We start from the raw sequence: 13,985 nt of genomic DNA, 5'->3' as shown, positions 1-13,985 counted from the left end.
GTTCAAGGGGTACGGTTACGCCGCGTCTCGATGATGTTCGGCAACTGCGAAATCCTGCCCAGCAGACGCCCCAGCGCATCCAGGCCCGGGATCTCGATGGTCAGCGACATCAGCGCGGTGTTGTCTTCCTTGTTCGAGCGGGTGTTGACTGCCAGCACGTTGATCTTCTCGTTGAGCAGCACCTGCGACACATCGCGCAGCAACCCTGGGCGGTCGTAGGCACGGATAACGATATCGACCGGGTAGGTCTGCACCGGTATCGGCCCCCAGCTGACCTGAATCATCCGCTCCGGCTCACGCCCTGCCAGTTGCAGCACCGAGGCACAGTCCTGGCGGTGAATGCTCACCCCGCGGCCCTGGGTGATGTAGCCGACAATGGCATCGCCCGGCAGCGGCTGGCAGCAGCCGGCCATCTGCGTGAGCAGGTTGCCGACGCCCTGGATCTGGATGTCGCCACGCTTGCCATTGCGCGGGCCGCTAGGCTTGCGCGGCACCAGTTCGATCTGCTCGATACGCTCGGGCTCGAGCAGTTGCTGAGCAGCGTTGACCAGGTGAGCCAGGCGCAGGTCACCGGCACCGAGCGAGGCGAACATGTCCTCGGCGGTCTTGACGTTGGTCTTCTCGGCCAGGCGTTCGAAGTCTACCTGCGGCAGGCCCAGGCGGCTGAGCTCGCGCTCGAGCAAGGTCTTGCCTGCGGCGACGTTCTGATCGCGGGCCTGCAGCTTGAACCAGTGGACGATCTTGGCCCGGGCCCGTGAAGTGGTGACGTACCCCAGGTTGGAGTTCAGCCAGTCCCGGCTCGGGTTGCCGTGCTTGCTGGTGATGATCTCCACCTGCTCGCCGGTCTGCAGGCTGTAGTTGAGCGGCACGATACGCCCGTTGATCTTGGCGCCACGGCAGTTGTGGCCGATCTCGGTGTGCACGCGATAGGCGAAGTCGAGCGGCGTGGCGCCCTTGGGCAGGTCGATGGCATGGCCGTCGGGGGTGAATACGTAGACCCGGTCCGGTTCGATATCGACCCGCAACTGCTCGGCCAGGCCACCGATGTCGCCCAGTTCCTCATGCCATTCGAGCACCTGGCGCAGCCAGGAGATCTTCTCTTCGTAGTGATTGGAGCTGGGCTTGACGTCGGTGCCCTTGTAACGCCAGTGGGCGCAAACGCCAAGTTCAGCCTCTTCGTGCATGCCGTGGGTACGGATCTGCACTTCCAGCACCTTGCCCTCGGGGCCGATCACGGCGGTGTGAAGCGAACGGTAGCCGTTCTCCTTGGGGTTGGCGATGTAGTCGTCAAACTCTTTGGGAATGTGCCGCCACAAGGTGTGGACGATACCGAGCGCCGTATAGCAGTCGCGCACTTCCGGTACCAGCACGCGCACCGCACGCACGTCGTAGATCTGGCTGAATTCCAGGCCTTTGCGCTGCATCTTGCGCCAGATCGAGTAGATGTGTTTCGCCCGCCCACTGATATCGGCGTTGACGCCGGTGGCCAGCAGCTCATTCTGCAGCTGGTTCATCACGTCACTGATGAAGCGCTCACGGTCCAGCCGGCGCTCGTGCAACAGCTTGGCGATCTGCTTGTACTGATCGGGCTCCAGGTAGCGGAAGGACAGGTCTTCCAGCTCCCACTTGATGTGGCCGATGCCAAGCCGATGGGCCAGCGGCGCATAGATGTCGAAGACCTCCCGCGCCACACGCAGACGCTTCTCGTCATCGGCGGACTTCACCGCACGGATCGCGCAGGTGCGCTCGGCCAGCTTGATCAGCGCCACGCGCACATCGTCGACCATCGCCACCAACATCTTGCGCAGGTTCTCGACCTGCGCCTGCGAGCCCAGCACCAGCGACTGGCGCGGGCTGAGGCTGGCACTGATGGCGGCCATGCGCAGCACGCCGTCGATCAGCTTGGACACCACAGGGCCGAAACGCTGCCCGACTTCGGCCAGGGTCACCTTACCCTCACGCACGGAGCGGTAGATCACCGCCGCCACCAGCGAATCCTGGTCGAGCTTGAGGTCGGCGAGGATTTCGGCGATTTCCAGGCCAGCCTGGAAACTGGAGGTTCCATCGGCCCAGGAATGCTTGGCAGGGTTGCCCTTTTTCTCGATTTCCTGGGCGAACTCGCAGGCCTCTTCGAGTGCCACGCGATCCAATGCCGAATCGACGCTCACCACATGATCCAGCCATGCTTCGAGATTGATACTGCCGTCCGTATTGACCGGCTGGTGCACTCTCACCTGTACCATCTTTGTTTTACCTTTCCATACAGCGCACCACTCGGAGCGCTGGCTATCACCGTGTGGCTCCCAGTCCATGGGAACCGCACCAAGGGGCCAGCCTGCTAGCCCGCTTCGAATAACGCCATGGCCTCGACATGCGCCGTCTGAGGAAACATGTCGAGAATCCCGGCCCTTTTTAACCGGTACCCCTGGCCGACCAGCACCTGGGCGTCTCGCGCCAGTGTGGCCGGGTTGCATGATACATAAACCAGCCGCGTGGCCTTGAGGCGTGCGATGCTTTGCACCACCTCGAAAGCACCGTCGCGCGGTGGATCCAAGAGTACCGCAGAAAAGCCCTCGGCGGCCCATCCGGCGCCCGCCAAAGGCTGGGATAAATCGGCCTGAAAAAACCGTGCGTTATGCACATTGTTGTTTCGGGCATTGGCCGCAGCCCGGTCCACCATCGCCTGCACACCCTCAACCGCCACCACTTCCCGTGCCTGGCGGGCCAGCGGCAGGGCGAAATTGCCCAGGCCACAGAACAGGTCGAGCACACGCTCGTCGGCCTGCGGAGCGAGCCAGGCCAGGGCCTGCTCGACCATTGCAGTATTGACCTGGGCGTTGACCTGAACGAAATCGCCCGGGCGCCAGGCCAGTTCCAGCTGCCACGGCTCCAAGGTGAAGCCTAGCTTCGCGCCAGCCTCCACCGACACCGGTTCGCCTTCGCCCTGCAGCCACAGCTGGGCCTTGGCCTCGTTGCAGAATGCCTGCAGACGCGCCAGGTCATCGGCCGGCAACGGTGCCACATGGCGTACCAGCAACGCTTCGGCCGTGCCGCTGAACAGCTCGACGTGGCCGATGGCCTGGGGCTTGCTCAACGAACGCAGCACCGTAGGCAAATGCCGCACGATGGACTGCAAAGGCTGTACCAGCACGGCGCAGTCGTCGATGGCGACGATGTCCTGACTGGCCTCGGCACGGAACCCTACTTCCAGCTGACGCGCTTTGACATCCCAGCGCACGGCCACACGCGCCCGCCTCCGATAGCCGAATTCCGGCCCGCTCAATGGCGCCGCCCATTCTTGCGGTTGCACCCCGGCCACCCGTTGCAGCTGTTCGGCCAGGGTTCGCTGCTTGAGCGCCAGCTGCGCCTGATGCGGCAGGTGCTGCAAGTTGCAGCCACCACAACGCTCGTAATGGCGGCACGGCGCCTGGCGGCGCTCGGCGCTGGCCTGCAGCACACGCTCCAGGCGCGCCTCGACCACCTTGCCACGGGCATTGAGCACCCGCGCCTCGACCGCCTCACCGGCCAGGGCGCCGCTGACGAACCAGGTCCGCCCGTCGTGGAAGGCGATGCCACGGCCGTCACCGGCAAGGCGCTCGATGTCCAGACGCTGCTTTTTGCCCACGGGTACCTGGGGCGTGCGGTTACCACCGGCTGGCTGGAAGCGCAGGCCGCTGTTGCTTTTCTTTCTGGACATTTAGCTCGGGTCGAACAGGCCGGTGGACAGGTAACGGTCGCCACGGTCGCAAATGATCGCGACCATTACCGCGTTTTCCACTTCCTGGGACAGGCGCAGCATGGCTGCCACCGCACCACCGGAAGACACGCCGCAGAAAATGCCCTCTTCGCGGGCAAGGCGGCGCATGGTGTCTTCAGCTTCTTGCTGGGACATGTCCATGACGCGGTCAACGCGGGTGGCATCGAAGATTTTCGGCAGGTACTGCTCGGGCCAGCGGCGGATGCCCGGAATGGCCGAGCCTTCCATCGGTTGCAGGCCAACGATCTGCACGGCCGGATTCTGCTCCTTGAGGTACTGCGAGCAACCCATGATGGTGCCGGTGGTGCCCATGGAGCTGACGAAATGCGTGATGGTGCCCTGGGTCTGCTGCCAGATTTCCGGGCCGGTGCTGTTGTAGTGAGCAATCGGGTTGTCGCCGTTGGCGAACTGGTCCAGCACAAGACCGCGGCCTTCGGCCTGCAGCTTCTCGGCCAGGTCGCGGGCACCTTCCATCCCCTCTTCCTTGGTCACAAGGATCAGCTCGGCACCGTAGGCAGTCATCGCTGCCTTGCGCTCCGCGGTGGAGTTGTCGGGCATGATCAGGATCATCTTGTAGCCCTTGATCGCTGCCGCCATGGCCAGGGCTATACCGGTATTTCCGGAGGTAGCTTCGATCAGGGTGTCGCCGGGCTTGATCTGGCCGCGCAGTTCGGCGCGCGCGATCATCGACAGTGCCGGGCGGTCCTTCACGGAGCCTGCTGGATTGTTACCCTCGAGCTTGAGCAGGAGGGTGTTGCTGGTTTCTCCAGCGATGCGCTGCAGGCGAACCAGGGGCGTATTGCCGACGCAATCGGCGATGGTTGGGTACTGCAAGGTCATGGTGTATTTCACAATCCGGACGGCAGGGGCGCCTATCATACCGGCAAACACTTCCCGGCCATATCACGCAATCTGTGGTGGGTATAGCTACAAGCTATAAGCGGCAAGCTGCAAGCTTCAAGCTGTGGGTAGCGTTTGTGGGGGCGGGGGTTGCAGAGATGGCGCGGGGAGGTGCAGCGGTAGGCGCATGCAGAGCTTTAGACCGCGTTTGCCGTTCTCTGCCCACAGGGTGCCGCCCTGACGCTGGATCGCACTGCGGGCGATGCTCAGGCCCAGGCCGAAACCGCCGTCGCCGGGGCGCGAGCCATCGAGCCGGGTGAAGGGGGCGAAGATGCGCTCCAGATCCTCGGTAGCCACACCACCGCCCTGATCTTCCAGCCACAGGCGCCAATGGCTACCTTCACGCTGCCCGGCCAGCTGCACCACGCCGTTTTCCGGGGAGTGGCGGATCGCATTGCGCAGCATGTTTTCCAACGCCTGAGCCAGATGATTCAGGTTGCCCTGCACCCAGCAGTCGGCTGGCAGTTCGCAGCGCAGGCGTTCGGGGGACCAGCCGCTTTCGTAACTGGCATCCTCTGCCAGCAGGTCCCACAGGGCCTGCACTTGGATAGGCTCAAGGTTCATCGGCGCACGCTCGGCATCCTGCCAGGCAAGCTGCAAGGTGTTCTCGACCAACTGCTGCATACAGTCCACCTCGCGCCCCAGGCGCTCGCGCAGGCGCTGAAGGTCGGTTTCACCGTCGCAGGCCACCCGCAACCGGCTCAGCGGTGTGCGCATTTCATGGGACAAATCACGCAGCAACTGCTGTTGCATGGCCACCGTGCCCTGCAGCCGTTCGGCCATCTGGTCGAAGGCGCGGGCCAGCTCGCCCAGTTCGTCATGCCGGGCGGTGGTGCGTGCGTCCAGCCGCGCCGACAGCTGGTCGGCACGCCAGGCATTGGCCTGCTCGCGCAACTGGTTGAGCGGCACGATCAGCATGCGGTACAGGCCGACACACAGCAGCAAGGTGAACAACCCGGGAATCACACCGTTGGTCAACACCCGCCACAGCACCCGGTACTGGCCAGGGTTGAAACGTTCGGGCAGCACCATCACCAGCATGCCCTGCTCCGGTGCCCCCGGAAACGGTATGCGCAGCCAGGGCTGGTCAGTACTGCGCCGGCTCATGGGCCAGTCGACACCGCGCAGGCGCGTGAGCCGCTGCATGATCTCGGGGCCGAGGGCGGTGCTGGCAAGGGGCTGCAGATTGCTATCGAGCACGCCTATCCAGCCGCGCTCACGCTGGTGCATGGCCGCAACCCACTGGTCCAGCCCGGTGCGGCCACCACTGCGCCAGGCCGCCTCGGCCTCCCCGGCATAGCTGCGCAGCACTTGGCGGGCAGGCTCATCGAGGTAGGCATTCTGGGTTTCCATATGCCGGCCCCAGGTGTAACTCAGACCGATCATCAGCAGGCAGAAACCTACCAGCAGGATGGCCAGCTTCCAGAACAGCGAGTGACGGTCCAGCATGGCCTACTCCGCTTCACCGGCACTGAGCACGTAACCCTTGCCCCACACGGTGCGGATCTGCCGCTCCAGGTAGCCGATGCCTTTGAGCTTGCGGCGGATCTGGCTGACGTGCATGTCCAGGCTACGGTCATGCCGCGAATAGCCCCGTTGCAGCACCTGCTGGTAGAGAAAAGGCTTGCTCAGCACCTCGTCGACGTTGCGGTTGAGGAGATCGAACAGGCGATACTCGCTAGGGGTGAGGCCTGCCTGCCGGCCACCGAAGCTGACATCGCAAACCGTCTCGTCGAACCACAGCTCGCCGCAGGCAATACCCGATGGCGGCTGATGACGACGCTCCAGCGCGACGCGGCGCAGGATGGCCTCGATGCGCACCTGCAGCTCGACCATGCTGAAAGGCTTGGGCAGGTAATCGTCGGCACCGCGCTGGAAGCCATTGATGCGGTCGGCCTCGGCACCTAACGCCGACATCAGGATAACCGGCGTGGCGCTGCGTCGACGCAGCTGGGCCAGGGCATCAAGACCGTTGAGCCCGGGCAGCAGAATATCCATCAGGACCACGTCGAAGTCCTGACGACCGGCGGTTTCCAGGCCTTCCAGGCCGTTGCGGCACCAGGTCACCGCAAAGCCGCCGCGCTGCAGTTCTTCGTGCAGGTAGGCACCCAGCACCGGGTCATCCTCGATGGCGAGGATGCTGGAAGTATTAATAGTTACGGGATTCATTGGCAACTGCCACATATTCTCAATTACGCGATTATTGAGCATGCGTCCGCCATAGGCAACCGCCCTGCGCTCAACGCCCGACTGCTGGGTGAAAACAGCCACATAAAGGGTGCATTAGGCAGGCAGGCGGAGTAACTTTCCGCTTTGCTCCGTTACGCCAGTAACGGCATCCAGGCACATCACAGGAGGCGAGTGTGCTCGATCGTTTGGGAATCAGAAGCCGGGTACTGCTGCTGGCACTGCTGCCTGCCAGCTTGATGGCTCTGGTGCTGGGCAGCTATTTCACGTGGCTGCAGCAAGACCAGTTGCGCACCCAACTGCTGCAACGCGGCAAGATGATTGCCGAACAACTGGCACCGTTGGCCGCGCCCGCCATGGCCCGGCAGGCGCCTGCGCAACTGGAGCGGATCGCTGCGCAAACGCTGGAGCAGGCCGATGTGCGTGCAGTGGCCTTCCTCGCCCCGGACCGCACCCGTCTGGCCCACGCTGGCCCCAGCATGATCAACCAGGCGCCCAGCGGCGGCACGGGTACTCAACTGTTGGAGCGCAGCGGCAACGATGCCACCCGCTACCTGATGCCGGTGTTCGGCCACCACCGCGACCTGGCCACCGAAGCCGTCCCGGCCGAAGCCGAGCGCCTGCTGGGTTGGGTCGAGATCGAACTGTCGCACGACGGTACGCTGCTGCGCGGCTACCGCAACCTGTTCACCAGCATGCTGCTGATACTCGCGTGCCTGGTGCTCAGCGGCCTGCTGGCAATGCGCATGAGCCGCACCATCAATGACCCGATCGCGCGCATCAAGCATGCCGTCAACCAGCTCAAAGACGGCCACCTGGAAGAACGTCTGCCCGCCATGGGCAGCCACGAGCTGGACGAACTGGCCAGGGGCATCAACCGCATGGCAGAAACCCTGCACAGCGCCCATGAAGAACTGCAGCACAGCATCGATCAGGCCACCGAGGATGTGCGCCAGAACCTGGAAACCATCGAAATCCAGAACATCGAGCTGGACATGGCGCGCAAGGAGGCCCTGGAGGCGAGCCGGATCAAATCGGAATTCCTGGCCAACATGAGTCACGAAATCCGCACGCCGCTCAACGGTATTCTCGGCTTCACCCACCTGTTGCAGAAAAGCGAGCTGACCCCGCGCCAGCTGGACTACCTGAACACCATCGAGAAATCGGCCGACAACCTGTTGGGGATCATCAACGAGATCCTCGACTTTTCCAAGATCGAGGCCGGCAAGCTGGTGCTCGACAGCATCCCTTTCAACCTGCGCGACCTGGTCCAGGACACCCTCACCATCCTGGCGCCCGCCGCCCACGCCAAGCAGCTGGAGTTGCTCAGCCTGATCTACCGCGACACACCCTCATCGCTGGTTGGCGACCCGCTGCGGCTCAAGCAGATCCTCACCAACTTGGTGAGCAATGCCATCAAGTTCACCCGCGAGGGCACCATCGTCGTGCGGGCAATGCTCGAGGACGAGCAACAAGACAGCGCGCAACTGCGCATCAGCGTGCAGGACACCGGTATCGGCCTGTCACCGCAGGATGTGCGCACGTTGTTTCAGGCGTTCAGCCAGGCCGACAATTCCCTGGCCCGCCAGCCGGGCGGCACCGGCCTTGGGCTGGTGATTTCCAAGCGCCTGATCGAGCAGATGGGCGGCGAGATCGGGGTCGACAGCACCCCAGGGGAGGGTTCGCAATTCTGGATCAGCCTGAGCCTGCCCAAGGCCCACGACGACAGCGAGACGCAGGCGTCGCAGCCGCTGCTGGGGCGTCGCGCGGCGATCGTCGACGGGCATGACCTGGCACGCCAGGCCCTGGAGCACCAGTTGCAGGATTGCGGCTTGAGCGTAAGCCTGTTCGCCTCGTATGAACACCTGCTGCAGGGGGTTCAGGCGGGCTTCCAGGCCGGCATGCCCTTCGAGTTTGCGGTGCTGGGTGCCAACCTGGGCAATCTCACGCCCGAACAGCTGGGCCAATACCACCAGCAACTGGAACGCTACCACTGCCATTGCGTGGTACTTTGCCCGACCACCGAGCAAGCGCTGTACCACCCTCACCTGCCTAATGGCCACGGCCAACTGCTGTCCAAGCCGACCTGCACGCGCAAGCTGCGCCGCCTGCTGCTGGAGCTGCTGCAACCGCGCCGTACGCGGGGCGAACTGGCCGCGCCAACGCGCGGCCAGCGCCAGCCTAAAATCCTCTGTGTCGACGACAATGCGGCCAACCTGCTGTTGGTACAAACCCTGCTGGAAGACCTCGGCGCCGATGTGCTGGCGCTCGACAACGGCCATGCTGCGGTCCAGGCGGTACAGAGCGAACACTTCGACCTGGTGCTGATGGACGTGCAGATGCCAGGCATGGATGGCCGTGCCTGCACCGAGCAGATCCGCTTGTGGGAAAACACCCAGAGCGGCAGCCCGCTGCCGATCGTCGCCCTCACTGCCCACGCCATGGCCAACGAGAAACGGGCACTGCTGCACAGCGGCATGGACGACTACCTGACCAAACCGATCAGCGAGCGCCAGCTGGCCCAGGTGGTGATGAAATGGACCGGCCTGAGCCTGGGTGTCGGGCCATTGGAGCGCCTGGAGGAACAGCAGGCCGAGGGCCAGGATCTACCGGTGCTCGACCCTGACGAAGGCTTGCGCCTCGCGGCAGGCAAGCCGGATCTGGCGGCAGACATGCTGACCATGTTGCTGGCGTCGCTGGCGTCGGACCGTGAAGCCATTCGTGCTGCACGGGAGGCGGACGATCATGGTGTGCTGATCGAGCAGGTGCATCGGCTCAACGGTGCCTCGCGCTATTGCGGCGTGCCGCAGTTGCGTGCCGCCTGCCAGCGCAGCGAGACCTTGCTGAAACAGGAGCATCCGCAAGCGCAGCAGGCGCTCGACGAGCTGGATGGCGCAATTGTCCGGCTGGCGGAGCAGGCCCGCCAGAACGCCTGACCTTCAAGGCCTCATCGCCGGCAAGCCGGCCACAGGGATTTGCGCCGGCTTTTATGAATGGGGCAAGACGGCGGCTTCCACAGGTAAAGCGCAGGCCTGAAGCAGTGCGCGGTTGCGGTGGGAGCCGGCTTGCCGGCGATGGGGGCGGCGCAGATCAACTTCCTTGTCGGCGCAGGTGGCTACAATCCCCCAACCACGATCAAGGAAGCCCGACCATGCGCGCTCTTTTGTTCAGCAGCCAGCACTACGACCAGGAAAGCTTCACCCAGGCCGCTTGCGATAGCGCTTTGGAGCTGCATTTCCAGCCCGCCCGCCTGACCCTCGACACAGCCGCCCTGGCTCAGGGCTTCGAGGTGGTGTGCGCATTCATCAACGATGAGCTCGACGCCCAGGTATTGCAACGCCTGGCGGCTGGCGGTACGCGCCTGATCGCCCTGCGCTCGGCCGGCTACAACCATGTCGACCTGGCTGCCGCCCAAAGGCTCGGCCTTGCGGTGGTGCGCGTACCCGCGTACTCACCGCACGCCGTGGCCGAGCATGCCGTGGCGCTTATCCTGGCCCTCAACCGACGCCTGCACCGGGCCTACAACCGCACCCGCGAGGGTGACTTCACCCTGCATGGCCTGACCGGCTTCGACCTGCACGGCAAGACCGTCGGCGTGGTCGGTACCGGCCAGATCGGCGCCGCCTTCGCCCAGATCATGGCAGGCTTCGGTTGCCAGCTGCTGGCTTATGACCCCTTCCCCAACCCCCAACTGCTGGCGCTTGGGGCGCGCTACGTCGAGCTGCCAGAACTGCTGCGCGAGGCGCGGATCATCAGCCTGCACTGCCCGCTCACAGAACACACCCGGCACCTGATCAACCCGCAAAGCCTGGCCCAACTGCAGCCCGGCGCCATGCTGATCAACACCGGCCGTGGTGCGTTGGTCGACACCCCGGCCCTGATCGAGGCCTTGAAAAGCGGCCAGCTCGGGTACCTGGGGCTGGATGTGTATGAAGAAGAAGCCCAGCTGTTTTTCGAGGACCGTTCTGACCTGCCGCTGCAGGATGATGTGCTGGCGCGGCTGCTGACGTTCCCCAATGTGATCGTCACCGCGCACCAGGCGTTCCTGACCCGCGAGGCGCTGGATGCCATTGCCGCGACCACGCTGGAAAACATCAACCGCTGGGCGGCGGGTAATGCGCAGAATCTGGTCACAGGTTGATGCTAGGATACGCGGCATTTCTGGAGGACCCATGGTCGAGCACGATTTCCGCTACACCCTTTTCAACCCGCAACACACCTTGATCGAGTGCCGCGCCCTGGTACCGGGCCGCTACCAGGTGACCGGCAACGGTGGTTCGATGCACAAGGGCGACACCCTGTTGGTCACCCTCAAGGGCAGCAAGGACTTGTCCATGCGCCTGACGGTCGAGAGCGTGCGCCACCTGATCAACCCGCGTGGCCAGTGGGTGGCCGTGGCCAGCGGCCCGCTGTTCCACGAGCTGGAAATCCTCAATTGGCAGGCTGAGTGTGACAGCTGCGATGCCGTGTTGGACTTCGAGTTCGCCGTGGACGCCAAGCTGGGCAAGAAGGCCCGCCAGCCGGCCGCTACGGCGCGTATCGCCGAGCTGGGCTGGGCCAGTCGTGGCGACAAGCACGTGTGCCCGCGTTGCCAGGAGAGCACCGAGTGAAGAATCTGCTGACCGGCGCCCTGATTGCCACCGGCCTGCTCGGCTGCGCAACCGAACCGTCGAAGCTGCAACTGGAGCGCAGCTATGTGCTGGAGTGGATCGGTGAACGGCCGCTGATCGACTACAGCCACCTGACACTGACGCTGGCCAGTGACGGCCGGGCCTATGGCAATGCGGGCTGCAACCATTGGTTCGCCCCGTACACGCTGGACGGCGAGCACCTGAGCTTCGGCAAGGTCGGCAAGACCCGCAAGCTTTGCGCGCCAGCGTTGATGGAGCAGGAAAAGCGCTTCCTGCAGGCGCTGGAGACGGTGCAGCGCTGGGATGTGTCCCCTGTCGAGCAGTTGCGCTTCTGGCCGGCCGAAGGCAAGCCCCTGCGGTTCTGGCCCGAAGAGGGCTAAGCTCTTGGAAGCTTTAAGCTGCAAGCTGCAAGCTGCAAGCAAAGGCGGATCGGCGCACGGCCTGCTTTTTCTTGCAGCTTGAGGCTTGCCGCTTTGAGGCCCCGTTGAGTGCTTTGAGCTGCAAGCTACAAGCTGCAAGCAAAGGCGGATCTATGCACGGCCCGCTTTTTCTTGCGGCTTGAAGCTTGAAGCTTGCCGCTCTCAGGCCCCCTTGAGCGCTTTGATCTTGGCCTGGAGCCCTTCCAGGGTCTGCTCACCCAGCAGTTGCTCGCGGACCTTGCCCTGGTCATCGATGATGTAGGTCACCGGCAACGCTTCGCTGCGTGGCAGGTCATAACGCTCGGCCGGGTCCTGGGCCAGCACGGTAAAGCCGATGCCCAAGGTATCGGCCGCCTGCTTCAACTCCTGCCCCTGCAGGCCATCGAAGTTCACCCCCACCACCTTGATGCCATCGGCCGCCCACTGCTTGGCCGCAGTGTTCAGCTCAGGCACCTCCGTACGGCACGGGCCGCACCATTCAGCCCAATAATTGAGCACCAGCCAGTGCCCGTCGATCTGTTCGGCCTTCACCGTGTTGCCATGCTGGTCCACACCGTAGTCGGCACCGCAGCCACTGAGCAAAAGGCCAGCGGTGATGGCCAATACTGCTGCCAAACGCCTTGCCATGGGTCAATCCTTCTCGAAGTTTCAAGCGAATAGGTCAGTTCCTGCGGTTAGAATAGCCGCCACACCCAGCTGGATGCGACCCGACATGACTGACTTGACGCTCTATCATAACCCGCGCTGCTCAAAATCCCGCGGCGCACTGGAACTGCTCGAACAACGCGGGCTGGCGCCGACCATCGTTCGTTACCTCGAAACCCCGCCCGACGCCGCCACCCTCAAGGCTCTGCTCGGCAAACTGGGCATCGGCCCACGCCAACTGCTGCGCACCGGTGAAGACGAATACAAGGCATTGGCGCTGGCCAACCCCGCCTTGAGCGATGCACAACTGATCGACGCCATGGCCCAGCACCCTAAGCTCATCGAACGCCCGATCCTGGTGGCCGGTGACAAGGCGGTGATCGGCCGACCACCAGAGAACGTGCTGGAGATCCTGCCGTGAGCGCGCCCTACATCCTGGTGCTGTACTACAGCCGACATGGCTCGACCAGCGAAATGGCCCGGCATATCGCCCGCGGTATCGAACTGGCCGGCATGGAAGCGCGCCTGCGCACGGTGCCGGCGATTTCCACCGAGTGCGAGGCCGTGGCGCCAGACATTCCGGCCAGCGGCGCGCTGTACGCCACGTTGGACGACTTGCGCCATTGCGCTGGCCTGGTGCTGGGCAGCCCGACCCGCTTCGGCAACATGGCCGCACCACTCAAATACTTCCTCGATGGCACCAGCAGCTTGTGGCTGGGGGGTGAACTGGTCGGCAAGCCGGCCGGCGTGTTCACCTCCACCGCCAGCCTGCACGGCGGGCAGGAAACCACCCTGCTGTCGATGATGCTGCCGCTGATGCACCACGGCATGCTGGTGATGGGCCTGCCCTACAGCGAATCGGCGCTGCTCGAAACCCGCGGCGGCGGCACGCCTTACGGCGCCAGCCACCATGCCGGCGCAGACGGCAAACGTGAGCTGGATCAACACGAGATCACCCTGTGCCGCGCGCTGGGCCAACGCCTGGCAACCACGGCCAAGGCCCTGGAGGCCTCGCGTGGCTAAGAAGCCAAAGGTGTTGCCACCACTGGAGTGGCTGGCACCGCGCCTGCGCCTCACCCGCGCCTTGAGCCTGGCATTCTTTTTTGGCCTGATCGCATTGCTGGTGGCGAACAACCTGTGGTTCGCCAACCTGCACGGGGCGCGGGTAGAAGTGATCCTGGCGATCGAGCTTGTGCCGCTGCTGTTGCTGCTGCCCGGCATGCTGCTGGGCAGCGCCCGGGCGCATGCCTGGACCTGCTTTGTGGTGAATATCTATTTCATCAAAGGGGTGCTGGCGGCGTTCGACCCGTCGCGGGCAGTGTTCGGCTGGGTCGAGGTGCTGCTGAGCCTGGGGCTGTTCATCAGCGGGTTGCTGTTCGTGCGCTGGAAATTCCAGCATGAACGGCGCATGGCAGGTGAAGGCCGTTGAATCCGCAGGGCTGCTGT

At 64.0% G+C, this 13,985-nt stretch carries 13 protein-coding genes; 7 read left to right on the top strand and 6 right to left on the bottom strand.

All coding sequences use genetic code 11. The features are described from left to right. Nucleotides 1-2 precede the first annotated feature (2 nt). From relA to ABRP30_RS06300, 5 genes are all read right to left on the bottom strand, one after another. The gene (relA, locus tag ABRP30_RS06320; protein ID WP_267821712.1) at nt 3-2,243 is read right to left on the bottom strand and encodes a GTP diphosphokinase; all 2,241 of its coding nucleotides are present in this window, start codon (nt 2,241-2,243) and stop codon (nt 3-5) included. Between the two features lie 95 nt (nt 2,244-2,338). Continuing rightward, complete coding sequence (gene rlmD, locus ABRP30_RS06315) at nt 2,339-3,697, bottom strand: 23S rRNA (uracil(1939)-C(5))-methyltransferase RlmD (protein ID WP_267821710.1); 1,359 nt, start codon at nt 3,695-3,697, stop codon at nt 2,339-2,341. Then, nucleotides 3,698-4,597 (bottom strand): cysteine synthase CysM, encoded by a 900-nt coding sequence (gene cysM, locus ABRP30_RS06310; protein WP_241802752.1) that lies wholly within the window; start codon nt 4,595-4,597, stop codon nt 3,698-3,700. It lies immediately after the preceding gene. Between the two features lie 117 nt (nt 4,598-4,714). Then, on the bottom strand, nt 4,715-6,106 hold the full coding sequence (locus ABRP30_RS06305; protein ID WP_267821708.1) for a sensor histidine kinase: 1,392 nt from the start codon (nt 6,104-6,106) through the stop codon (nt 4,715-4,717). A 3-nt stretch (nt 6,107-6,109) separates the two neighbouring features. Next, a complete protein-coding gene (locus ABRP30_RS06300) occupies nt 6,110-6,826 on the bottom strand; it encodes a response regulator transcription factor (protein WP_267821706.1) in 717 nt (238 codons plus the stop codon). A 194-nt stretch (nt 6,827-7,020) separates the two neighbouring features. Here ABRP30_RS06300 and ABRP30_RS06295 point away from each other — a divergent pair, with 194 nt between their 5' ends. From ABRP30_RS06295 to ABRP30_RS06280, 4 genes are all read left to right on the top strand, one after another. Next, nucleotides 7,021-9,780, top strand: coding sequence for a response regulator (locus ABRP30_RS06295; RefSeq protein ID WP_241802749.1), 2,760 nt, complete (start codon nt 7,021-7,023; stop codon nt 9,778-9,780). 215 nt (nt 9,781-9,995) lie between these two features. After that, on the top strand, nt 9,996-10,985 hold the full coding sequence (locus ABRP30_RS06290) for a 2-hydroxyacid dehydrogenase (RefSeq protein WP_349976577.1): 990 nt from the start codon (nt 9,996-9,998) through the stop codon (nt 10,983-10,985). A gap of 31 nt (nt 10,986-11,016) precedes the next feature. Beyond that, on the top strand, nt 11,017-11,454 hold the full coding sequence (locus tag ABRP30_RS06285) for a hypothetical protein (protein WP_267821700.1): 438 nt from the start codon (nt 11,017-11,019) through the stop codon (nt 11,452-11,454). After that, complete coding sequence (locus ABRP30_RS06280; protein ID WP_241802746.1) at nt 11,451-11,855, top strand: META domain-containing protein; 405 nt, start codon at nt 11,451-11,453, stop codon at nt 11,853-11,855. Before ABRP30_RS06285 ends, ABRP30_RS06280 begins: the two co-directional genes overlap by 4 nt. A gap of 201 nt (nt 11,856-12,056) precedes the next feature. Here the strand turns inward: ABRP30_RS06280 and ABRP30_RS06275 are convergent, their stop codons facing one another. Next, on the bottom strand, nt 12,057-12,521 hold the full coding sequence (locus tag ABRP30_RS06275) for a TlpA disulfide reductase family protein (protein WP_241802745.1): 465 nt from the start codon (nt 12,519-12,521) through the stop codon (nt 12,057-12,059). An 85-nt stretch (nt 12,522-12,606) separates the two neighbouring features. Here ABRP30_RS06275 and arsC point away from each other — a divergent pair, with 85 nt between their 5' ends. Genes arsC through ABRP30_RS06260 form a run of 3 tightly spaced genes read left to right on the top strand, consistent with a single transcriptional unit; the run spans nt 12,607 to nt 13,968 of the window. After that, on the top strand, nt 12,607-12,960 hold the full coding sequence (gene arsC / locus ABRP30_RS06270) for an arsenate reductase (glutaredoxin) (RefSeq protein WP_349976578.1): 354 nt from the start codon (nt 12,607-12,609) through the stop codon (nt 12,958-12,960). Continuing rightward, nucleotides 12,957-13,562, top strand: coding sequence for an NAD(P)H:quinone oxidoreductase (gene wrbA, locus ABRP30_RS06265; protein WP_012313121.1), 606 nt, complete (start codon nt 12,957-12,959; stop codon nt 13,560-13,562). The genes arsC and wrbA overlap by 4 nt, the downstream gene beginning before the upstream one ends. Next, nucleotides 13,555-13,968, top strand: coding sequence for a DUF2069 domain-containing protein (locus tag ABRP30_RS06260; protein WP_267821694.1), 414 nt, complete (start codon nt 13,555-13,557; stop codon nt 13,966-13,968). The genes wrbA and ABRP30_RS06260 overlap by 8 nt, the downstream gene beginning before the upstream one ends. Nucleotides 13,969-13,985: the final 17 nt, after the last annotated feature.

The organism is Pseudomonas sp. WHRI 8519, from assembly GCF_040224055.2.
In the GTDB taxonomy this organism is placed as follows: Bacteria; Pseudomonadota; Gammaproteobacteria; order Pseudomonadales; family Pseudomonadaceae; genus Aquipseudomonas; species Aquipseudomonas putida_X.
The sequence above is the reverse complement of the archived record's forward strand: the minus strand, read 5'-3'. Positions and strand labels throughout refer to the sequence as shown.